This is a genomic window from Actinomycetospora rhizophila, from assembly GCF_042657905.1.
GTDB classification, from domain to species: domain Bacteria; phylum Actinomycetota; class Actinomycetes; order Mycobacteriales; family Pseudonocardiaceae; genus Actinomycetospora; species Actinomycetospora rhizophila.
The window spans coordinates 37474-58826 of record NZ_JBHSKG010000020.1 but is presented as its reverse complement, the minus strand read 5'-3'; the positions used below and the strand labels follow the sequence as shown (position 1 = coordinate 58826).

The window sequence follows — 21353 nt, the reverse complement described above, 5'->3', positions numbered from 1 at the left end:
GGTCGGCCGAGAGTGTCAACCTGGGCAAGTGCAGGTCACGCTGTCGGATGTCACTCGGATCCCAGCGGGAAACGTTCGCGTTCCTCGGCAGGCCTTCCTAGCGCTCTGGCAGGCAGCGAGCGCCCGGGACGCGGAGCAGGGCCGCAAGGGAATCACTGACTGGTACGTCGGTGCCGTCGCGTTGACGTGTCGCTGGATGGCGACGGTGCCGCTGCGAACCTCGCGTGGTGGCGGCCTCGTTCGCTCGCCAGCAACGAGGAGGCGGGTCCTCGCCTACGAGGAGCTGATCGAGGAGGAGTACCTCGCGGCGCAAACCCTCGAGCAGCGGCGTCCGGACCTTGCTGCTCGCCCAGGGTGGTGTGACGGAGTGCGAGCGACGTTGCGGTGGGCTTGGCGGGCGCAAGGTCCGCCCCCACTAGAGCTTCCGGCGCCCGTCCACGGTGACATGACCGATCACAACTCGTCCTGATCGAGCTCGTCGACGTCATCGTGGTCGGCACCGTCTTCAGTGCCCAGCTCGGCGGCTTGGTCGTCAGTCTTGTCGCGGGCCCTCCACTCAGCGAGCTGGCCGGCACGGTGCTGCTCCGCCTCGCGCGCGTCCATCTCCTCACGGGACCGCATCTCGGCGAGGGCTCGGTTGGCGCGCTCCATGGAGGCTGACGTCTCGTCGGCGGTTGGGACCCGGACATTGTCCTCGGCCACTTGGCGCGGCTCCGCTTCAGCGATCTCGCGGATGTCGAGCTCGGGCTGGGCGTGAGTACCCTGCTGCTCGTCGGTGACTGGCTCGTCGTCCAGAACCTCGCTTGCCTCGGGCTGCTGCCGTTCGGCCTTGCCCAAGTCGACGTCGTCGATGTCTGCAGGGCGGTCGGTGACGTCAGCGTCGGTCACCTCTCGGTGGGTGTCCTCGTCTGCGATGGCCCGACGGTGCGTCGTCAACCACTCCTCGGCGGTGACCTCGGGCTCGGGGGCGATGTCGTCGGCGTGGCGGGCGGCGAGCTCGGCCTTCGCGCGTTCCGCGGCCGCACGAGTCCCGGCGGTATGCGCGAGCCAGCGCGAGCGCGCGTCGTCGAGCTCGGCAAGCTCACTAGCGCGAGCTGTCAGCGTGCCTGCGAGCGCCTCGATAGCATCCGCCGCCTCGCGCAGGCGGGCCTGTTCCGCTTCGTCAGCGGCGGTTTGAGCCTCGGCGCGGCGGAGCTCGGTGTCCTGGCGTGCTCGATCGGCGGCCTGGTTAGTGCCGGCGAGCTCGTTGGCGACGTAGCGCGGCGCCCAGGCCGCTTCGCGTTCGTGTGCCCGGACCCGGACCCGGAGCTGCCCGTCAGAGAGCTCGAGCTCCTCGCGGTCGATGTCGGGGCGGCCGAGCGCTTGCCAAGCCGCGCGGTAGGAGGCGTACGCCTCGACCTTGCCTGGTGCGGGCGCGGGACCGAGGGCGTCGTCGGGATCGTCGTAGCCCTGCAGCTCGCGCCAGTTGGCGACGGTGCCGGCCGCGTCGAGCCACTCCTCTCGTTCCTGAGCCTGGTCGGGCACGGGACCGAGCGCCTGTGTCAGCCAGGACGGGGGTGCCTCCGCTAGTTGCTCGGCGAGCTCACCCGCCCGCTGGTCGGCGGCGTCGGCGAGGGTCTCGAGGTAGCGGTCCCAGTCCTCTCGTCCGGTGGCAGGGCTCCATTCGCGCCAGGTCGTGCCCTGCGGGTCGAAGGTGTGGGCGTCGCGGATGCGGGCGTGGATGACGTTGGTGAGGTTGCGGGCGCCGTCGAGGGGTCGGTCGGTGACGGCCTCGCGCAGCACCTGTTCGGCGTCCTTCCCGGCGATCTCGGCGCGGCGCAGCACGCGGGTGAGGGAGGCGGCGCCGTCCTCGGCGGCGAGGCGGCCGCGGTCGTCGCCGGTGATGACGCCGTCGGCGGCGAGGCGGTCGAGCCAGCGCCCGGTGCGTTCGGTGGCCGCGAGGGCGGCGGCGTCGGCGAATAGTTCGCCCGCGGTGCGCGTGGTGGCGTTGTCGGCGGCGGACTTGGTGGCGATGGCGAGCGCGGAGCGGGCGTCGAGGCCGTCGTCCTTCGCCATGACAGCGGCGAGGACGGCGACGGGGTCGCGGTGCAGGGAGTGGTCGGCGGCGGTTCCGCGGGCGGGGTCGCTGGGTCCGGCGATGGTGGTGACGTGAGCGGTGTTGGCGTCGCGGCCGCGGGTGAGGCCGACGTAGGCGGCGGCGCGGCTGGTGGCCGGGGTGGCGACGAGGTGGCTGGTGTCGACGGTGGCGCCCTGGGCGGAGTGGATAGTGCCGGCATAGGCGAGGGAGAGGTCGGCGGCGACGTAGTCGGCCGGGAGCACGATCTCCTGGCGTCGCGTGTTCGCCCCGTCGTCGGAGGCGCCGGTGGGAGTAACGGTGAGGGAGCCGTCGTCGCCGATGGCGGTGACGCGGTAGGTCTCGCGGTTGATCGGGCCGCGGTGGTTGCCGGCATGCCCGGTGAGTTCCCAGCCGTTGCGGCGGGCGGCGACGAGGTCGCCGACGCCGGCGTAGGTGCCGTCGCGCCCGAGGCAGGCGCCCTGCTCGGTGACGCGTCCGAGGCGGACGAGCTCGCCGCGCAGGGCGGCGTTGAGCCGGTCGGCCTGGTCGTTGGTGTCGACGACGAGGATCGAGCGGAGCCCGGCGAGGGTGTCGGCGAGCCAGGCGCGGTAGGCGGAGGCTTCGGCGGCCTCGAGGGTGCCGGCGTCGAGGAGTCGGCCGTGGCGGTGGTAGTCGCGCAGGACGGTTTCGTCGCCGTCGCGCAGCCTTAAGGACGCGGGGCCTTCCCACTCGTGCCGGAAGCGGCGGGCCTCGGTGAGCTCGTAGCGGGTGCCGGTCTGCGCGACGAGGTCCATGGCGCCGCCGGCGCCGACGGCGGCGAGCTGGCGGTGGTCGCCGACGAGCAGCAGCTTGGCGCCAGCGGCCTCGGCGCGGGCGTGGATGGCGGTCAGCGCGGCGGTGTCGGTCATCGCAGACTCGTCGACCAAGACGAGGTCCCCGGCGCGCAGGGCCCACGGGGCGTCGGCGGGGTGCGGCTGGTCATCCTGCTCGAGGCGGTCCTGGGTCTTGAGCCAGCGGGCGACGTTGCGGGCGGTGAGGCCTTCGTCAGTGAGGATGTCGGTGGCGGCCTGGCTCGTGGCCAGCCCGAACACCCGCCCGCCGCCAGCCCCGCGTAAGTCGGGGTCGGACCAGCCACGCGCGATCACGCCGACGACGAAGCTCTTGCCGGTGCCGGCCGGCCCGATGAGGGTCTCGACCTTCGCCCCGGAGGTGAGCACGCCGCGGATGGCGGCCTCCTGGTCGACGCCGAGGTCGATGCCCTCGCCCTGCAGCCGGGCCAGGAAGCGGTCGGCGATGACGCGCGGTGTCGCGGCCGCGTCGCCGCGGCGGCCGGCGGCGACCATGACCCGCTCGGTGTGCACGTGGTCGGGCGTGGCGTAGAGCCGAGCGCCGGGCGCTTGGTAGGCCGATGACCCGTCGGCCAGGCGCAGCTCGTCGGGCAACGCCTCGTCGCCAGGGCGAGCGGCGTCCAGCGGTGACGCGAGGGCGAGTCCCTGGTCGGTAAGGCGGTCCAACAGGGTGGTGACGTCGTCGCCGTCGGCGACGCCGAGGGTGTCGGGCAGGGCGTCGTTGATCGCGCGGGTGAGATCGGCGCGGGTCCACCCCGCCTTCTTGGCCTGCACCTCGGCCAGCGCCGTCTCGAGCACCGCGCCCGGCGACCACGCCTGCGCCGCCGGCAGGCCTTCGTGGCGGGCAGTGAGGACGTCCTCGGCGACGCCACGTAGCCCGCCGGCGACCTCGTCGCGCAGCTGGCGCTCGATGCGGTCGAGCAGCTGCTCACGGGTCTCGCCCTCGTGGGACTTCGCGCGACGGGTGGCCATGGTGGCCTGCCGGGAGAGCCGGTCACGCTCGAGCCCATTGGCCTCGCGGCCGTGGCGGGCCTCGAACTCGGCGATCAGCTCGGCCGCCTTCGCGGTCACAGCGCGCCGGCGCGAGGAGAGCAGGTCGGTGGCGGTCTCGTCGACGCCGATGACCTCGCGGGCCTTGCCGTCGGGGCGCATCGCAAGACGGACCCCGAGGGTCTGGGTGAGGCGCTCCTCAGTGGTGCGCTCGCCGACCGCGGCGGCGGCCGGGCGGAAGCGGTAGAGGCTGCGCCCGTCGAGGGTGCGCCACTGCCCGTCCGGGCCCTCGATGCGGTTGAGGATCGGGTTGTGGATGTGCAGTTGCGGGTCGTGGTCGCGGGAGTCGTGCTGGAAGAATGACGTGACCACCCAGTCGTGGGCGTCGACGTAGCGCCCGGTCGCTCCCCCGTGGTGTCCGACGCGGGCGTAGCCGGCGCGCTCGGACAAGTAGGACAGGGCGGCGTTGTTGCCGGCCCAGATGGCGTCCTCGACGGCGCGGCGGTATTCGCCCCATGCCGCCGCGGCCTCGTCGTCGCCCGCCGTCCGGGCGGCGACCTCTTGGGCGTCGAACGCGGTGTGCAGCACCGTCACCGACTTCTGAACGCTGAACGTCGCGTCGAGGAACGCCACGTTGTGCCGCGCCTGCTTTCCGGCCTCGACGCGCAGTTCAGCGCGACGTTCAGCCGAGGCATCCGGCTCGCGTTCAAGCGCCGCGGCGTACAACTCATCCTCAGTGGCATACCGGCGGCCGCGGTGACCGAGGGTCGGCACGTCGTCCCACCGCTGCGGGTCGCGGAAGGCTTCGTGGCGCGGGTCGAGGAAGTGCTCGTAGACCGCGCGCATGTCCTGCGGGTCGACCATTCCTGTCAGGCCGAGCTTCTCCGCACCGCTTCCCCACCAGCGCCCCGGCGGCTCGCCGTCGGTGACCGCGCCGGTGTAGTAGTTCTCTCGGCCGGCCGCGACCTCGTTGAGGAGGTAGTCCGGCGAGTAGCCGGATGCGACGCTCAGCATCCGAACGACCAGCTCAAGATCGATGCCGACTCCGGGCCAAGATCAACGGCGTGCGCGGGTCGTCGGCAGCGGCTTCCGGGCCGGCCGGAGGCCGGCCGGTGCCTGGGGATCGTGATGCATAGGTGTGCGGCTCTTGATCTTTCCCTTGATCTTTTCGTCCTTTGGTCCTGTTGCTCGTGTCTGACCGTCTGTTCGGCGTAGTGATCGGTGTCGGGAAGTGGTCGTGGTCCTGTCTCTTGTTCTTGTCCTGGTTCGTGGTTCTGGTCGGTGCTGCTGGTCGTGGTGAGCGGTGGGTTCGTGGTCATGGGTGGGCCTCGTTCGTGGTGTCGGGGTCGGCGATGTTGATCAGGCGCAGGGGCAGTGGTCGGTCGCGGAGCGCTTTCAGCGCGGCGGCGGCGGTGCCGCGGGAGACGCCGGCGGCGGTCTCGAGCTCGCTGACGGTGGGCCAGGCGCCATGGCGCTGGGCATGGCGCGACGCCGCCGCCTCGGCCCGGTCGCGCGCCGGTGACGGCGCCGCGCGGGGCGTCGAGGTGCTCGCCGCACCGCCGGCGGCGTCCTCCGGCTCGGCAACCTCGGTGGCCGCGTCTCCTGGCGGATGAACCGCGCCGGGGAGCGCGTCGGGGTGTACGAGGGGCGGAGTGAACGGGGGCCGTTGAACGCCGTGGTGCTGAACGGACACCACGTCGAACGCTGGGTCCCGCGGCAGCGGGGGCTGAACGGCATGATCGGGGTGCGCGGTCGCGAGCAGGTAGAGCAGGTGCGCGACGACCGCAGCCGCGATCGCCGGCCAGGCGCCGACCCCGAACCGCAGCGCCGGCGCGACCTCGACCGCCGGTCCGCCGGCGAGGTAGGCGGCCTGGGCGAGCCCGGAGAGCCCGGCCGCCGTGACGACGACCGACCACGCGTAGCGGGCCGCGCCGTCGCGCAGACGGGCGGTGGCGCTGTAGGCCACCAGCGCGAGCCCGTCGGTGATCAGTGGGTAAAGCCACGCGATCCCGGTCGGCACCCGCGCCGCTACGGCGACCTCGAACAATCCGTGAGCGGTGGCGATGGCCGCGCCGAGCGCAACTGCCAGACCTGGGAGCCAGAGCAGCGCGCCCCTCGCGCCCGCTCGGGGCGCCTGGTTGTCGACGTCGCCCGCAGGGTCGGTCTGATTCTCGGCCACCGCGATCACTCCGCGTCGGCGTCGCCGGCAGCGTGCGCGGCTTCGCGGTCGTCGCCGTGCCAGCGGGTGAGTTGCTCGCGGCGGGTCTGGTCCTGGAGGGCGCCGTCCTGGTGGGCGGCCCCGCGGTTCGCGTCCCGGACCGCGGTGGGCCGCCTTGCGGGGTCGTGCGCTGCCTCGCGGTCGAGCTCGGCGACCGCGGCGCGGAGGTCGTCGAGGGTGCCGCAGAAGCAGTGGAACTGGTCCGGCGCGATCGCGTTCATGTGCGCGAAGTAGATGTCGCTGAGGCGGTCCCACTCGGCGCGCTCGGCGGCTTCGCGTGCGCGCTGCTCCGCGCGACTCTGGGACTGGGCGGCAGCGGTCATCGCGACCATCCCTCGCGGCCGCCGGTGCCGTTCATGGCCGTGCTGATGCCGGCCCCGTTCGGCCGGTTGGTGTCCTCGGCCGCTGGCTCCGGGGGCGCGTCGTCCCGAGCGGCGGCCCACCACCAGGCGATCGATGTCGCCGCGTCGGCTCCGGGGACCGGCGTGGCGCCGAGCGGGGCGCTGTTCCACCCGGGGCGGGTCTGGTGCCGTTCCCGCGAGCACGACGCAACCGAGGTCTTGAGCCGACGGACGACCCCGGGGCGCTGGCGGTCGTGCCAGTCCCCGGCCAGTTGGACCGACGCGCCCCGGCCCTCGTAGGCCGCGCGCCAGGCGTGCATGAGCCAGAGCAGCTCCTCGACGACGTCGGGGTGCCAGAGCCAGCACTCAGGCACCACCGCGGCTCCGTCGGGGTAGCGCAGGAAGACCGCGTACAGCCACCGGCACAGCTCGTCGAGCAACGCCACGAGGGCTTCGGAGTCGGTCGGCGCGGCCAGCCACGACGGCGCCACGGTGGGGCCGGGCCGTGCGGGCACGGCGACGACGGCGTCGGCGAGCTGGGCGACGGTGCGGGCCAGGTCGTCGACCCGCGTCGGGGTGCCGACGAGCGCCTCCAGGCCGCGACGCAGCCCGTCCACCTCACGGGCGAGGCCGGCGAGGGCCTCGACCCGGGCGAACTCGTCACCGTCGGTCCCGCCGGGCTGTCCCGATGGGCGGCGGGTCACCGGGCCCCCTCCGGCTCGCCGTCACCGTCGCCCCGCGTGTCCGGCTGCACGTCAGTGGCGCGGTGATCGTCGTCGTGCCAGCGGATCAGCTGTTCGCGGCGCTCACCCTCAACGCTCGCTTCCCGAGCGGCGATCGTGGCCCGCAGGTCGTCGACGCGCTGGCGCCACCGCTCGGGGTCGTCAGGTGGCGCCGTGTCGTCTGCGGTGACGGGGTCGTCAGCACCGGCAGCCTTGGTGGTCACTGCACCGGTCGACGACCCGCCGCTCCTGCTGTCGTCGGAGCCTTCCTCGTCGGCAACGTGCTCGCGGACGCGGCGGTCCTCGCCGTGGGAGTCCTGCACCGATCCACGGTCCGGCTCCTCCCGGTCGATGCGAGGTAGGTCGTCGAGGGCGTCGCGCTCGGGCAGCGGGGCGAGCTCGGCGAGGGCCTCGAGCCGCTGGTACTCCGCCCACGCATACGGGTCGTGGTCGTGGGCCCAGTCGGAGTGGATCGCCCGCTCGCGGGCGGCGTCGAGGGCGTCGTCGACCTCGGTTCTCGGCGGCAGCGACCAGCCCGGCGCGGGCGAGGTGTTCTCCTCGAGCCACGCGATGCGCGCCGCGGCTTCGGCGTCCGAGGCGGGCTCGCGCCAGTCCGGGTCGCCGTAGTCCGCGGCCGGGTTGAACGGCGAGGTCTCGTCGGGCCGGCTGTCGAGGTAGGCCTCGTGCTCGTCGGCAGTCCAGCGCGCCGGCGGCGTCGGTTGGCCGTTGAGGACCTGCCCGACCAGCGTCGCGCGCTCCTCGGAGGTGAGCGGGCGGACCCCGCCGGGCGCGGTCGGGTCGACCAGGACGAACCCGTCGCGCAAGGCGATCGCGGAGGAGGCCTTCCAGTCGACCGCACCCTGAGTCCCCGCGGCGGGCAGGCCGTCGAGGCGGACGACCTGCCCGGTGTCGGGGTCGGTGTAGACGTCGGTGTCCGGGTCGTAGCCAGCGACATCCAGCCCTGCGGCCTGGGCCAGGCTCTGCGCGCGGTCCGCGCGCTCCCCCACCGTCAGCTCACCGCCAGCACCGCGGGCAGCAGCGGTGTCGGGGACGCGGTCGGCGGCGAGGTCGAGGGCGTGTTCGCTGGGCGGCAGCGCTGTGCCGAGCTGCTGGCGCCAGGTGGCCGCCTCGGCGGCCAGCGCGTGGTCGTAGTCCTCGCGGACCAGACCGATGTAACCGGCAACTTGCGCTGGCACGCTGACCGGAGGCTGCCCGGCGGCGCGACGCTCGGCCTCGTCCCACGCAGCGTCGAGGTCGCGCAGCGCCGCGGCCTGGTCGGCGGGGCTGCCGGTGTGGGCGATCTCGTCGCAGTAGGCGGCCCGGGCGATGAGCTCGCGGTCGGTGAGTTGCTCCGGTGGCAGGGTCGGGTCCGGCGTCGGCCATGCGGGGTCGGCCTCGACGGTGCGGGTCTGATCGTCGGTGGGCTGGCTCATCAAGGACTCCTGTACGAGTGCGGCGCGCTCGACGCGGTCTAGGTTGTGCTGGGGCGCGTTCGCATCGAGGCGGTAGCGGTCGTGGTCGAACTCGGGGCCTGCCGTCAACGCGGCTGCCTCCGCGCGCTCGACCTGCTGGGCGACTGCAGGTCGGGAGTGGTCATCGCAACCACGTCCGATCACCGCCGTGCTCGTGGTCGTGCTCGCCGAGCACGGGAGGGGCGACGGGCTCGACATCGATCACCAACGGCGGCCTGTCCTGCGATCGCGCAGGAGGCGCCGAGCTCGTGGTCCGCCGGCAGGCGTTCACCAGCCGCCGCCACCAGGCGCCAGTGCCGACGGTGCGGCGGCGCCGCGGGGCGGCGACCCGACGCCGCAGGACGGCGAGTCCGACCTCGGCCCACGCGCGGGTGCGCTGCCACCGGCCTCGCCACCCGGTCGCGACCGGCTGACGCTGGGCGCGCACATCGCTGCGGGTCCAGGCCATGCGCGCCCGCCCGATCACCGGGGCGATCCCCCGCCGGTAGACCACGACCTTCCCCGCAGGCAGGTTCGCGATCTGCGCCGGCGCGAGCACCGGCACCTTGCGCACCGTCCGAGAGGCGACTCGCCCGCGCATGTCGGTGGTCTTGATCCGCTCGTCGCGCTCCCCGGCCAGGGTGGACCAGAAGTGCAGGTCATCCTGGTCGCGGGTGCCGCCGAACAGCAGCACCGAGCCGGTGTTGTTCAAGATCGTGGCGGTCTTGTGCTCCCCGTACCGGGCGAGGAGCTGGGCGCGGGACTGGAACGGGGCGATGATTGTGACCCCCCGCCCGCCCATGTCCGCGGTCCAGTTCTCCAGCGGCACCGGACTGATCAGGGCCGCCTCGTCCAGCGCCAGCAGCAGCGGCGGGTCCAGCCGCCCCGAGGGCCTGGCCACGGCGAGCCGGCGGGCCTCGCGGGCGATGTGGCCGGTCAGCGCGCACACCAGCGGCCCGGTGTCGGCCTCCTCCGCGCCGAGCAGGAACACCGTCGCCCGCGACCGGAGCAGCTCTTCCACGTCGAAGGGCTGATCCGTGGGCGCCGCGGCGGCTGCGGCGTCAGGATGGTTCAGCCACCCCAGCGCCGGCATGATCGAGTTGGTGATGCTGGTGCGCGTCCGGTCGTTCGTCTCGACGAACTGCTCGGCGGCCTTCTCGAACGACTCCACCTGCGAGCGCCGCAGCAACGCCGGCACCTCCCGCGAGGCACGAGCGTTGTCGGCCACCCAGCCGAGCACGTCGCGCATCGACCCGCCCCCGAGCGCGGCCGCGTGCAGCAACGCCGCCAGCACGCGGCGGGCTTGGGCGTCCCATCGCTCCGCATCCCCGTGGGTGGCGCGGGAGGTGGCGGAGACCATGTCGGTGGCGCGCTCCATCGCGGTCACCGGGTCGGTGCAGCCGGTCAGCGGGTCGAAGCTGATCGTGGAGCGCAGCCCGCCCAGCCCGACCGGGTTGAACACGAACACCGGCCCGCGGCTCTTCTGCCGGATGGGCGCGCACAGCTCGAGCAAGTCGGTGCGGGTGGACGTCACCACGGCGGCGCCGGGGGCGTCGAGGACGCGGCCGGCGAGCCAGCCGGTCTTCCCGGTCCGCGGGCCGCCGAAGACCAGGGTCACGTCCTCGACCGAGGACCACACCCGCTGCACCCCCACCCGGCACAGCTCCACCCCGACCGCCGAGGTCGGCACCGCCCATCCCTCCCGGCGTAGCAGCGGCCCCAACGACGGGCGCACCGTGCTCCCGCGTCGTCGGGTCGCGACCGTGCCCGCGTGCCGCGCGATGTCGATCGTGGACGCGACCCCCGCTCGGCGTCGCGACCGCGCCGACCACCGCGTGATCGTCGCCCGCGACCGCGACCAGCGATGCCACCCCACCAGCACCAGCACGGCGATCGCGACCAGCACCGCTGGCCACGACAGCGCCTGCAGCAGCGTCGTCAACGGCAGCGCCGCCAGCGCCCCGCACACCATCGCCGGCCGGATCGCCCCCCGCGTCAACGACACCGCTGTCGCCGCGACCAGCAGCACCAAGATCACGAGAGTGCCCATCACCGTGACCACCCGCCGTGGCCGAACGGGGCGCGATCAGCCCCGTCGGCGAGCCAGTAGCCACCGTCGCGATGGCCGAGCCGGAAGCGCACGCCGTCGCCGAGCATCCGCCGTGCCCACCCCTGGGCCGCCTCGTCGGTCATCACCTCGTCGGTGCGGCCGACCAGCACCGCGTCGACGAACAGCGCCCACGTCACCGGCCCGCCGGCCGGGACCTCCCCCAACAGCAGCCCGAGCACCGTGGCCGCGACATCGGCACGGACCAGCTCCGTGCCCAGCAGCAGCGGTGCGGTCTGCCCCAGGGCTGTGCTGGGCGCCGACGTCCTGCGACCTCTACTCCTCGACATCGGACCCTCCCTCCGTCTCGCGGCGCCACGCCTGCAGGGCGGCGGCCCGTCGGGCGCAGCCATCGACGTGGCCGGTCTCGCGGTCGTCCGGGTGTGAGGCGAACGGGCCGGTGTCACGCACACGCCCTCGGCAGGTCGTGCACGTCCACACCGCCGACCCAGGGCAGCCGGGCTGGCGGGACGGCGCGGGCGGGCGGTGCTCGACCAGCCACTCCCACGCCGCCTCAGCGCGCGTCCCGCCCTCGAGGGCGGCGGGCAGCTCCAACGCCTCGCCGACGTCGTCCCAGGTACGACCGGCACCCCGGGCGCGCAGCGCCCACTCCCGCAGCTGGCCCGCGGCGACGTCGGACACCAGGCGCCCCGCGCGCACCCCGGCCAGCGGGTCGTCCAGCGCCGGACGTGACAGCTCGTGGAACCCCTCGATGGGCTCCCGGTGCTCGATCGCGTCGAACGCGGTCACCGCCACGCCGCGCACGAGCTCGCGGGTCCTCCACGCCGCCTGCTCACGCCGGCTCACCTCGAGCGCGCTCATCGGGCACCTCCCTCGGCTCCGGTCTGCTGATCACGGCGCAGTCGAGACGCCCAGCGCTCGACGGTCCGCACGCTCACGCCGAACAACCGCGCCACCTCGGGATGCGGCCGGCCGGCCTCGAGGAGCGCGCGCCACCGCGGAGCGCCCAGGCCGGTCGCGGGGCGCAGGTGGCGGCGTTCCTGCTCGGTCAATCCGCCGGCGATCCCGTAGGGCATGCGGCGCAGCGCTTCGGCGAGGCAGCTCGACCGCACGGGACAGCGACGACAGACCGCCTTGGCCGCCATGACCTGGGCCTGGTAGGCCGGGCCCAGCGACGCCACGGGGAAGAAGAGCTCAGGACCCTCGCCGCGACAGGCCGCCCAGGCTCGCCAGTTCTCGCGTGCTGCCCCCGCCTCGGCGTGGGGCTTGGAGGGGTTCATCGCGGCCCTCCCTCGGCATCGGCGTCCCGCGTGCCCGAGAGGGCCGGGGTGGTGGCCTGGTCGACCGCCGACATGAGCGCGGAGATCGCTCCGGGCAGGCTCTGTCCGGCGGGAGTGCCGATGAAGAGCACCAGGGCGACCAGCGAGAACACGACGGCGCCGGCGGCGGAGCGGGTCTTGGCGCAGATGAAGGCGCCGAGGATCGCGAAGAGGATCAGAAGGCCGACGCTGGGCATCACGCGCCTCCCAGCATCTGGTTGTCGGGGTGCGCCATCGCGGACGCGGCGTCGGACCCGGCCGCCCACGCCTCGGCGATAGCCCGGTTCACGTACCAGCGGTTACCGATACGACGGGCCGGGAGGACGTGAGGGATGAGCCGCCGAATGCGTTGGCAATTCGTGCTGGCCGAACCGTTCTTCCCCACCTCACCGAACCATAGGCGTGCCACCTCCTCCACGGTGATCAGTAGTCCACTGTCGCCGCGCTCGATGACCTCGGGCACTTTCTTGCGCTCTTCCATGTCCGCTCCCGCTCTCACGTCCCTCGTGCTGCAGCCCTGACGGCCACCACTCGTTGACGTGCTGAACGGTGCTGCGACGCGGCGTCGCGTCGCGACGCCTCAGATGTCGCATCTCCGCCGTGAGCGTCTCCCGACGTTGCGTCCGTGTCTCGTTTCGTCGTACAATTGACGCTTCCGGGAACGAGTTGGGGAGTCGGAATGACCGATCCCGTTGTCCTGCGCGACCTACTTCGCGAGAAGCACTGGCAGAAGTACCAGACGTTTCTTCGTGAGTACGACAAGGCCGCGGCGAGCATCGACAGCTCGCTCGTGGGCACGGCGCCGAGTCGTGCGCAGCTGCACCGTTGGCAGTGCGGTGAACTGAAGGGCCTGCCCCATCCTCAGCACTGCGAGGTCCTCGAGGCGATGTTCCCGGGCCGCAAGGCGGCCGAGATGTTCGTCCCCGCTCAGCGCAGTGCCGCGCCCAGCGACGCCGACCTCGCGGCCGCCGTCGGGGACGGCCTCGAGGGCGTGGCCCCGGTTCCTTCGGCGTGGTCGACGCCCCTCCGTCCCGTGCCCGAGTCCTCCGGCCCGCTGCCGGCCAACACGCTTCGAGGTCCCGCCCACGACCAGGCCGAATCCCTGGCGAGAGCGCTCCAGCTCCTGGGCAAGCGCCGGCGCATCCCCGACGAGGAGATCGCGGAGCTGGCACTCCTCGCCGGCCACCTCGTCGACCTGGAGATGGAGTGCACCATCGACATCGAGCCCGACGGGTGGTCCTCGGTCACCTACCGGTTCGAGCTCCTCAACCTGACGAACGCACCGATCAAGCGCCTCCTCCGGGAGCAGTGGTTCGAGAACACCGAAGGAGTCCGCATCGAACCGCATCCCGACGGTGAGCGACGGGTCTCGATCCAACGGCTGCACGACATCGGCAACATGACGAAGTTTGCCTGCGTGCTCTCGCCGCCGATCGAACCGGGCGGTATCGGAGCGGTGTCGTACACTTCCCGCGGTGGCCGCTTCGTCCACGACCACTATTGGCAACAGTCCACTCCGCGGAACACCCGGCACCTCACGCTGACGATTCGTCACCGCGGCGTGAACATGCTGGTGGGTTGCACCGCCGTAGAAGACCAACCGGATGGCGCGCAGGTCTCCGCCATCGATGACCTGTTCTGCGTGGAGGACGACGACGGCGCACTCATCACGTTGACGCGCGATTATCTCCAGCCGGGCCAGTCGGTGACTATTCGTTGGGAGGTGGCGCGTGGCGGATCGTGATCGCTTGGAACGCCTCGTTCGCGGGTGGCACGATCTCGAGAAGAAGACGGGCTCGAGCGCGGTCATCGACTTCGACTGCGCGCCCGACGTCGTCGGGGACGACGTGCAGGACAGGTTCGACGTCCTCGATGGTCTGATCGCGTTGCGATCCGAGGCGGACTCTGACGACGACGTGAGCTCGGTGCTTGATGCGCACCTCGCCTACCTCCGGGCCCTGCTGGGCGAGAGGGTCGGCCTGGCCGAGTACGTCGAGCTCACTCAGGGCGCGCCCACCACAGGCTGGGCACCCGCCTACGTCGCCAAGGTCGGCGAGCAAGCGCGCCGCGCTCTCGCGGACGTCGACGTCGCGTGGGACGAGCACACGCGCACTACTTTCGACGCCTTGAGCCCCACCGTGCCGGCGGAGGACGCCGGCGACGTCATCCGCGATTACGCGCGCGAGTACGAGGCGCAGGTCAGGAGTCTGACGGGGGCGGAGACCACCTTCGAGCTCGACGTGGAGACGGTGGAGGTCGACGCGTACTGGTCCTACTGGCTGGACGGCGAGGGCCGACGAGCTCGGCTGCGGATCAACCGGCGCAACGCGTCCTTCACCCAGGTCGACGCCTACCGCTTCGCGCTCCATGAGGTGCTGGGGCACGCGCTGCAGTACGCCAACCTCACCGACGTCTCCGAGCACGCGGAAACGCCCTGGCCCCGGCAGCTCGCCATCCACTGTCCGCACCAGGTCCTCTTCGAGGGCCTGGCGCAGGTCCTTCCTCTCGCGGCGAGCCCGGACGACCCCCTCGTGCGGGCGCGGACCCGGCTCGACCACTACGTGCAGCTCGTCAACGCCGAGCTCCACCTCATGGTCAACGCCGGCGCCAGCGCGTCGGCCTGCCGTGGCCATGCGCTGGCGAGGCTGCCGTTCTGGCGGCCGGCCGACGTCGCCTCCGCTCTCCGCGACCGCTCGCTCGAGCCTCAGTTGCGCTCCTACCTCTGGGCGTACCCAGCCGGCATCGACTGGTTCCTCAACCTCCACGATCACGGCGGTAGCCTCCTCGCGGAGGTTCTGCATGCCGGTTATCAGCGACCGCTTGTCCCGCGCGAGCTCGAGCAGCTCTGGCCCGCCGGACCGCGGATCGGCGGGAACGCCTGATCTGTTCGTCTACGGCACCCTCGCGCTCGACGACGTGGTGCGGACGTTGATCGACCGTGTACCGGCGAGCGAGCAGACGAGCGCTCCGGGGTGGCGGGCAGCGCGGCTGCCGGACCTGCCGTACCCCGGTCTCGTCCGCGACCCCGAGGCCGAGGCGACAGGCCGGGTGTACACGGACCTCAGCGAGACCGAGTGGAGCGTCCTCGACGCCTTCGAAGACCCGACGTACTCCGTCGAAGTCGTGCGCCTGAGGTCGGGACGGTCGAGCCTTGCCTACGTCTGGCCCGACGAGGTGCTGGCCGACAGCTGGACGACGCGCTCGCTCGAGGGCGCCGACATGCAGGCCTACCTCGAGCGTTGCTCCCGTTGGCGCGCCGGCTGGGAGACCCGCAGCGGAAGTGGCTGAGCGCCGCCTCACCCGCTCGCGCGACATGCCGGTGTCGTCTCCCCGTCGATGTCGGTGGTGCTTCCTACCGTTCCTCTGTGCCCGAGGACTCGCCGCAGGGAGAAGACGCCCGCCCGCTCACCCTGCTCGAGCGGCTCGTGCGAGCCGGCATCGAGGAGGAACGGGCGCGCACCTGGATCCACTCCGGCGGTGCTCGGGTCGATGGCGAGCCCGTGATTGATGTCGACTGCCCGGCCGAGCCGCCCCGCCGCGTCGTCCTCTACCCCGCGTAACTCCTGACGTCCTCTCGGCCTCCACGCGGCTCAGCGGTCGGTGCTGACGCAAGCTGTTCGAGGAAGCGGCCGAGACCGACGCGGTCGTAGAGGTCCTTGGCGTCCTCTCCGGGCTCGCCGAAGAGCACGCGGGCGTGGGGCAGGGCGGCGACGAGGCGGTCGAGGCAGGCGAGCCCGGCGGCGTCGTGGTCGGGGAGGATGACGACGTCGGCGCCCTCGAGGACCCGGGTGAGGGTCTCGACGGGTGGGCTGCCGGCACCGCCGGCCCAAGTGGTCGCGTAGACGCCGTGCAGGGCGTCGCAGGAGGACTCGCTCTCGCACAGCACGACCGGCTCGCCGGCGGCGGCGGCCATGCGGACCTCGTCCTCGCGATAGAGGGGCAGATCGATTTCGCGCGTCCCGAGCAGGCCCGGGACCCACTCCCCTCGCGCGTTCCGGGACTCCCACCGCAAGGTCTTCGTCCCGTCGGCACGACGCAACCGCTGCTTGGCGTGATCGGGCCCGTAGAGGTGCCAGGCCTCGTGGCGGTATCCAGCCGTCTCCGGGTAGCTGGTGGCCTTGAGCTCCGGCCATTCCCGGCGCAACCCGCGGAGGTGGACATAGCGGCTGGGGGTGATGCGAGGAGGCCGTTGCAGATGGTTGGGGCGCAGCCCGAGAGCCCGCAGGACGGCGGTGACGGAGCACCCGGCGTGACAGTGGAGCCAGGCGCCCCGGCCGTCGTCTCGGGGGCCGATCGCCAGGGAGGCGGAGTGGTGTCCGGTGTGTCCGTGCGCGGGGCACTGCCACTTGCGACCAGCCCGGCGGCAGCCCATCGCGGCGAGCACCTCGCCGAGCCAGCGCTCAGGCAAGGACGTGGGGGTGGCGGAAGTTGCACGTTGTACGGGAACGCGGCGCGCCACGCTCGGGGTGGAGGCCTCGGTGTCGGTCATGACGTTCTCCTCGAACTTGTCGGTCGGGTTCCCTTGCGAGCGGTCCCCACGCGGGCTCGGGGCGGTGGGTGGAGGCGCGTTCTCTGCCTCTACCGCCCAGCGGGCGCGCTCCGGGTTGCGGAGGCTCGTGGTCCAGGGGCCGGACGCAGTCCGGTCGCGCAGCGACGCGCAGCGCCCTTGACCGCGAGGGCAGCCCGATCAAGCTGATGGGGCTAACCTTCCCTGGCCCGGCGGAGCCGGACTGAGAGCGCTCAATTAAGCAGGTCCTTCTAGGACTCAATGGAGACCGCGCCTCAGTCCGTCCATCGGTGAAGGCCTGACGCCCCGGAGGGTGTTGTCCCACGAGGACTGTCCATCAGCACGACGCCGCGCCTTCACGATTCCGTCGGCCAACACAGCGACGGAAGGGGCTTGAGTGCTGGCGGTCGGGATCGACTGGGCCGGAGAATTTCACGACATCGCTCTGGGAACGCCGGAGAAAGGAGTCGTCGAGCAGTTCCGCATCGACCACAAGCCCGCCGGCATCGCCGGGCTGGTGCAGCGCTGCCTGGCCCTCGAGCCTGACCCGGCCGAGGTGCGGGTGGTGCTCGAGACCCGCCACGGGCTGCTGGTCGAGGCCTTGGTCGACGCCGGGTTCACCGTGCTGCCGGTCAACCCCGACCTGGTGGCCCGCCGCCGTGGCCCGGCCCGGAAGAAGGACGACCCCGAGGACGCCCGCATCTGCTGTCGGCTCGCCCTCGACCCCTACCTCGATCTGCACGCCCTGGTCCCCCACGGCGAGGTCGCCGGCGAGCTCCGGGCGATCGCCCGCGACGACCAGCGCGCCTCCCGGGACCAGACTCGCCTGGTCAACCGGCTACGTGCTGACCTCGCGGCCACCTATCCAGCGGCGCTGGCCGTCGCCATCGACGAGCTGCGGGCACCCAACATCCTGCGCATGCTCGAACGCTGGCCCAGCCAGCCTGAACTGGCGAAAGCCACCCGCGTCGAGCTCATCGCGTTCGCCCGCGCCGGGCGCCACACCGGGCCGCAGCGCTTCGCCGACCGCGTCATCGAGGCCGTGGCCCGCCCGGCGCTGCCCGCCCGCGAGTACATGATCCGCGCCAAGGCCACCAGCATCCGCCTGGCCGCCCACCAACTGCTGGCCCTCCACGAGGCCCGCCGCAGCTGGGAGAAGCGCATGGGCGAGCTACTGCTCGGCGGGCGCCGCATCCGGGACCGGGCACCGGTGCATCCCGACCGTGCCGCGGCGTTCCCCGGCGGGGACATCTACCTCAGCTTCCCCGGCCTCGGGGACCGTCTCGCCGCACGCGTCGCCGGCGAGATCGGCGACCACCCCGACCAGTACGGCTCCCCCAACGCCCTGCAGTGCTACGCCGGCGCCGCCCCGGTCACCCGCCGCTCCGGGAAACGCGACTTCGTCGTCACCCGCCGCCTGGCCCACAACCGCTACCTCGGCGACGCCGTCCACCAATGGGCGTGGTGCAGCCTTCACTTCAGCAGCTGGGCCAGAGAGTTCTACCAATCGAAAGTCGCCGCCGGAAAATCCCATCATGCCGCACTCCGAGCCCTCGGGAACCGGTGGCTCGAAGTGCTCTGGCACTGCCTGGCCAGGAACGTGAAGTACGACGAGACCCTCCACCAAGCGAACCGCCAACGGCACCTATCAGCCGTCGCCTGAGCAGCCCGAAACAGCTCTAACAGAGATCTTCGCTGGTGGAGCTGGACAGAGGGTGTCTCCGCCGGGCCCCCGACGGAATGAGGACAGCGCCGCGCAGCGGCTCCGCCGCCGGCCCGGCAGGGCCGCTCGGCCGTGCGGCCTTGAGCCCCTCAAGCGATGCCATCGTGATCACGGACGAACTCCGCCACAGCGAGGGCCTCGAACGCGTCGGCGGCGGCCGGGTCCCACGGCGCCAGGTCGACGAGCTCCTCGCCGGCGATCCGGTCGCCGTCGAGGGCGGCGGCAAAGAGCCGTCCGACGTAGCCGCGCCGCGGCGACGGCGCGTCGTGTTTCGAACGGTGGGTGGTGGTCGTCGCGTGAGCAGGCGAGAACTCGTGGTCAGGGTGCATGCCGGTTGGAGGCACGTAGTCGGGCCCTGGTTCCGTGAGCGCCCGAACCTGTGGACGGACCCTTGGGGAGGCGCCCTCGTCGTGAGGGCGCCTCCCCATGTCAGAGCGGGAGCCGCAGGCCCCGCTGTGCGGCGGCCGCGCTCATGGCGGCACGAGCCCGGGCACGACGAGACTTGAGGGTGCCCTCGGCGATCTCGAGGCGAGCGGCGGCGGCGGCGAGGTCAAGGCCCTGCAGGTCGACGAGCTCGACCGCCACGCGCTGAGTGGGAGTGAGGACTGCCAGCAAGTCGTCGACGATGGCGCTGGCTTCCATCTGCTCGACGATCTCGACGGCCTCCACCGGCTCGTCGAGGGCGCGTCGCACTTCGTCGGGGGCCTGCGTCGCGTCGCCGAAGGGCTGAGATGGACGGGACCTGGCTCGGCGGACGGCGTCCATGGCGGCGTTGTGGGCGATCCGGTACAGCCAGGTGCCGACGGTGGCATCCCCGCGGAAGGTGCCGGCCTTGGTGGCGACGTTGATCCAGGCGTTCTGCACCGCGTCGTCGACCTCCCCGCGCGCACCGAGCACGCGGCGGGCCGCGCTGCTCATCACGTCGTGGTACCGCGTCGCGAGCACCGACAGGGCGGCCCGGTCGCCGTGCTCGGCGTAGGCCGTGAGCAGGTCACGATCTCCCCTCTCGTCGTCGGCGGTCGTGGTGAAGGGACCTCTGGCAGACGGCGACGGCTCGCTGCTTGCGGGCCGGACGGGGTCCGTGCTGGGCGACGGGGCGGACAGCGGCGGCGCGGGCTCCACGTCATCAGGGCGGAGGAACGGCGCAGGAGGCGAGATCGGGGTGGTGAGCAGTCGGGCGCAGTGGGTCCAGACCTCGGCGAGTCGCCGCGCGGCCAGGCGATCACAGATCTGCCAGAGCACCGGTCCGATGCGGACCCAGACGTGGGCGGGCACGACCTGCCCGCTGATCTCACGCCGAGGTTGGTAGCCGACGGAGCTGCTGCCCGGCGTGGCGTAGCGGAGGAGCAGGGTGGGTGGGTAGGTGCCGGGCTCGATGCCGAGCCAGGTCGGCGAGGCGGACCAGACCAGTTGCTGGCGCTCGGCGAGGGCGAGGCCGTCTGTGAATGCTCGCGCGATGCCGGACGCTGCCTTGCTCGTGGTGACGTAGGTCAGCGTGTCGCCCGCGCGGACCCCGACCTGCTGGGATGGCGTGCCGAAGTGGTGGGCGAAGGCCTCGGTGGTGAGCTGTCCGGCCACGCGGGTGGTGACGGAGCGGATGACCGAGGTGTGCGAGCTGGGGTCGACGGACACGTGAGCCTCCCGGGCCAGGGCCGGGGTCTGGTGGGCCCCGGGGCGATGGGTGGAGGCGCTTGCTGCCTCCACCGCCCGAAGGGCGCCGAGTGGGCCGCCGAGGCTCGCGGTCAAGGGCCGGACGCAGTCCGGTCGCGCAGCGACGCGTAGCGCAGCGGAGCGCCCTTGATCAACGTAAGAAGCCGAACGCAAGTGTTGATCTCGCGAAGCGGTGCCTCGTCGGGCTCGGTGCCCATCGGGTGAAGGCGTTCTGTGCCTTCGCCCCGGGGGCGCCGCGTCCGCCCGTGGAGGCTCACCAGCAAGGGTCGGAGAGCAGAAGATCTCTCGGGCCGCGCTCGACGATTAACCGCAGCCGGCCCGCAGGGCCGTCGATGTGGCGCGGCCCGAAGATGTTCTGCGGCCCTTGCTGGTGAGGGACGGGCGGATCAAGCTTCCGGGCCCGAGTGGAGGTGGGCGCCGCCGAAGGCGGCTCGTCCTTGACGCTGGGCCTCGCGGCCTTGAGCGCTGCGATCCCCTGCTCAGGGCCGTCTGATCGAACTGAGCGCCCGGCAAATCCGGTTGCCCTGCAGGTCGTCGGGGTGCGTCGCTGGGGCGGTGGAGGACTACCGACCCATCGACAGCTTCGGCGAGCAGAACGCCGAGGTCTACGACGACAGCCCCCGCGGCGACGAGGACGACGCCGTGGCACTGCTGCGCGAGCTGGCCGTCGATGGACCGGCCCTCGAGCTGGCGATCGGCACCGGCCGAATAGCGCTACCTCTGGCCGCCCACGGCGTCCGCGTCGACGGGATCGAGCTCTCGCCGGCCATGGTCGCCAGGCTGCGCAGCAAGCCCGGCGGGCAGGACCTCGCGGTCACTACCGGCGACATGGCCGAGGTGACGCTCGAGGGCACCTACCGGCTGGTGTTCGTCGTGTTCAACTCGCTGTTCAACCTGCTCACCCAGGACGAGCAGGTCCGGTGTTTCACCAACGCCGCCCGCCACCTCCACCCCGACGGCGTGTTCCTTGTCGAAGCCTTCGTGCCCGCCTTCCTGCACCGCTTGCGCGACAACCAGCTCGTCGACGCCGAGGCCATCGGTGTCGATCACGTCCAGCTCGACGTCGCCCGCCACGACCCTGTCGCCCAGCACCTCGACGAGAGCCACGTCCGCCTCACCGGGAACGGAGTGCAGTTCTTTCCGGTGGTCACCCGCTATGCCTGGCCAGCCGAGCTCGACCTCATGGCGCGTCTGGCCGGGCTGCGACTGCACGAGCGCTGGGGCGGGTGGCAGCGCGAGCCGTTCACCGCCGACAGCCGCCAACACATCTCGATCTACGGACGCTAGGCCCGCCAGCCCGGGACGACCCCGGCCTCAGCGACGTGCGGAGCCGAGCGGCGTGGGCAGCTCACCGAGGACGACGGGTGGTACTCGCCGACCTGTTCGTCCCGGCATAGCCGAAAGCGAGGTCCCAGGCTATTGGGCCTCAGCAGCGCGAA

General features: G+C 72.4%; 20 protein-coding genes. 6 read left to right on the top strand and 14 right to left on the bottom strand.

The window, feature by feature from the left end:
- Window positions 1-453 precede the first annotated feature (453 nt).
- The 11 genes from mobF to ACFPK1_RS27595 all read right to left on the bottom strand — a co-directional run bounded on the left by mobF (window position 454) and on the right by ACFPK1_RS27595 (window position 12494).
- Window positions 454-4908, bottom strand: coding sequence for a MobF family relaxase (gene mobF, locus ACFPK1_RS27645; protein WP_378024169.1), 4455 nt, complete (start codon window positions 4906-4908; stop codon window positions 454-456).
- 301 nt (window positions 4909-5209) lie between these two features.
- Window positions 5210-6082 carry a hypothetical protein gene (locus tag ACFPK1_RS27640; protein WP_378024168.1) on the bottom strand — a complete coding sequence of 291 codons (873 nt, stop codon included), beginning with the start codon at window positions 6080-6082 and terminating at the stop codon, window positions 5210-5212.
- The gene (locus ACFPK1_RS27635; protein WP_378024167.1) at window positions 6079-6435 is read right to left on the bottom strand and encodes a hypothetical protein; all 357 of its coding nucleotides are present in this window, start codon (window positions 6433-6435) and stop codon (window positions 6079-6081) included. Before ACFPK1_RS27635 ends, ACFPK1_RS27640 begins: the two co-directional genes overlap by 4 nt.
- A complete protein-coding gene (locus ACFPK1_RS27630) occupies window positions 6432-7157 on the bottom strand; it encodes a hypothetical protein (protein ID WP_378024166.1) in 726 nt (241 codons plus the stop codon). The genes ACFPK1_RS27635 and ACFPK1_RS27630 overlap by 4 nt, the downstream gene beginning before the upstream one ends.
- Complete coding sequence (locus ACFPK1_RS27625) at window positions 7154-8608, bottom strand: hypothetical protein (protein ID WP_378024165.1); 1455 nt, start codon at window positions 8606-8608, stop codon at window positions 7154-7156. Before ACFPK1_RS27625 ends, ACFPK1_RS27630 begins: the two co-directional genes overlap by 4 nt.
- A 160-nt stretch (window positions 8609-8768) precedes the next feature.
- Window positions 8769-10676, bottom strand: a complete 1908-nt coding sequence (locus tag ACFPK1_RS27620; RefSeq protein WP_378024164.1) for a type IV secretory system conjugative DNA transfer family protein — start codon at window positions 10674-10676, stop codon at window positions 8769-8771.
- Window positions 10676-11023 carry a hypothetical protein gene (locus tag ACFPK1_RS27615; protein WP_378024163.1) on the bottom strand — a complete coding sequence of 116 codons (348 nt, stop codon included), beginning with the start codon at window positions 11021-11023 and terminating at the stop codon, window positions 10676-10678. The genes ACFPK1_RS27620 and ACFPK1_RS27615 overlap by 1 nt, the downstream gene beginning before the upstream one ends.
- Window positions 11010-11555 carry a hypothetical protein gene (locus ACFPK1_RS27610; protein ID WP_378024162.1) on the bottom strand — a complete coding sequence of 182 codons (546 nt, stop codon included), beginning with the start codon at window positions 11553-11555 and terminating at the stop codon, window positions 11010-11012. Before ACFPK1_RS27610 ends, ACFPK1_RS27615 begins: the two co-directional genes overlap by 14 nt.
- Window positions 11552-11974 carry a WhiB family transcriptional regulator gene (locus tag ACFPK1_RS27605; protein ID WP_378024161.1) on the bottom strand — a complete coding sequence of 141 codons (423 nt, stop codon included), beginning with the start codon at window positions 11972-11974 and terminating at the stop codon, window positions 11552-11554. The genes ACFPK1_RS27610 and ACFPK1_RS27605 overlap by 4 nt, the downstream gene beginning before the upstream one ends.
- Window positions 11971-12210, bottom strand: coding sequence for a hypothetical protein (locus tag ACFPK1_RS27600; RefSeq protein ID WP_378024160.1), 240 nt, complete (start codon window positions 12208-12210; stop codon window positions 11971-11973). Before ACFPK1_RS27600 ends, ACFPK1_RS27605 begins: the two co-directional genes overlap by 4 nt.
- A complete protein-coding gene (locus ACFPK1_RS27595) occupies window positions 12210-12494 on the bottom strand; it encodes a hypothetical protein (RefSeq protein WP_378024159.1) in 285 nt (94 codons plus the stop codon). Before ACFPK1_RS27595 ends, ACFPK1_RS27600 begins: the two co-directional genes overlap by 1 nt.
- 198 nt (window positions 12495-12692) lie before the next feature.
- Between ACFPK1_RS27595 and ACFPK1_RS27590 the strand changes: the two genes are divergently transcribed.
- The 4 genes from ACFPK1_RS27590 to ACFPK1_RS27575 all read left to right on the top strand — a co-directional run bounded on the left by ACFPK1_RS27590 (window position 12693) and on the right by ACFPK1_RS27575 (window position 15573).
- Window positions 12693-13757 carry a hypothetical protein gene (locus ACFPK1_RS27590; RefSeq protein WP_378024158.1) on the top strand — a complete coding sequence of 355 codons (1065 nt, stop codon included), beginning with the start codon at window positions 12693-12695 and terminating at the stop codon, window positions 13755-13757.
- Window positions 13744-14895, top strand: a complete 1152-nt coding sequence (locus ACFPK1_RS27585) for a hypothetical protein (RefSeq protein WP_378024157.1) — start codon at window positions 13744-13746, stop codon at window positions 14893-14895. The genes ACFPK1_RS27590 and ACFPK1_RS27585 overlap by 14 nt, the downstream gene beginning before the upstream one ends.
- On the top strand, window positions 14813-15301 hold the full coding sequence (locus ACFPK1_RS27580; RefSeq protein ID WP_378024156.1) for a gamma-glutamylcyclotransferase family protein: 489 nt from the start codon (window positions 14813-14815) through the stop codon (window positions 15299-15301). The genes ACFPK1_RS27585 and ACFPK1_RS27580 overlap by 83 nt, the downstream gene beginning before the upstream one ends.
- Before the next feature lie 77 nt (window positions 15302-15378).
- Window positions 15379-15573, top strand: a complete 195-nt coding sequence (locus tag ACFPK1_RS27575) for a hypothetical protein (protein ID WP_378024155.1) — start codon at window positions 15379-15381, stop codon at window positions 15571-15573.
- Here the strand turns inward: ACFPK1_RS27575 and ACFPK1_RS27570 are convergent.
- Window positions 15561-16157, bottom strand: coding sequence for a hypothetical protein (locus ACFPK1_RS27570; RefSeq protein WP_378024154.1), 597 nt, complete (start codon window positions 16155-16157; stop codon window positions 15561-15563). The genes ACFPK1_RS27575 and ACFPK1_RS27570 overlap by 13 nt on opposite strands.
- Before the next feature lie 760 nt (window positions 16158-16917).
- Here ACFPK1_RS27570 and ACFPK1_RS27565 point away from each other — a divergent pair.
- Window positions 16918-18183, top strand: a complete 1266-nt coding sequence (locus ACFPK1_RS27565; protein WP_378024149.1) for an IS110 family RNA-guided transposase — start codon at window positions 16918-16920, stop codon at window positions 18181-18183.
- Window positions 18184-18332: 149 nt separating this feature from the next.
- Here the strand turns inward: ACFPK1_RS27565 and ACFPK1_RS27560 are convergent, their stop codons facing one another.
- The gene (locus tag ACFPK1_RS27560; RefSeq protein WP_378024153.1) at window positions 18333-18572 is read right to left on the bottom strand and encodes a hypothetical protein; all 240 of its coding nucleotides are present in this window, start codon (window positions 18570-18572) and stop codon (window positions 18333-18335) included.
- Between the two features lie 100 nt (window positions 18573-18672).
- Complete coding sequence (locus ACFPK1_RS27555) at window positions 18673-19875, bottom strand: sigma-70 family RNA polymerase sigma factor (RefSeq protein WP_378024152.1); 1203 nt, start codon at window positions 19873-19875, stop codon at window positions 18673-18675.
- Window positions 19876-20469: 594 nt separating this feature from the next.
- On the opposite strand from ACFPK1_RS27555, the gene ACFPK1_RS27550 reads away from it, so the two are divergent.
- Entirely contained in the window at window positions 20470-21201 is a 732-nt protein-coding gene (locus ACFPK1_RS27550; RefSeq protein ID WP_378024151.1) for a class I SAM-dependent DNA methyltransferase, read from the top strand.
- Window positions 21202-21353: the final 152 nt, after the last annotated feature.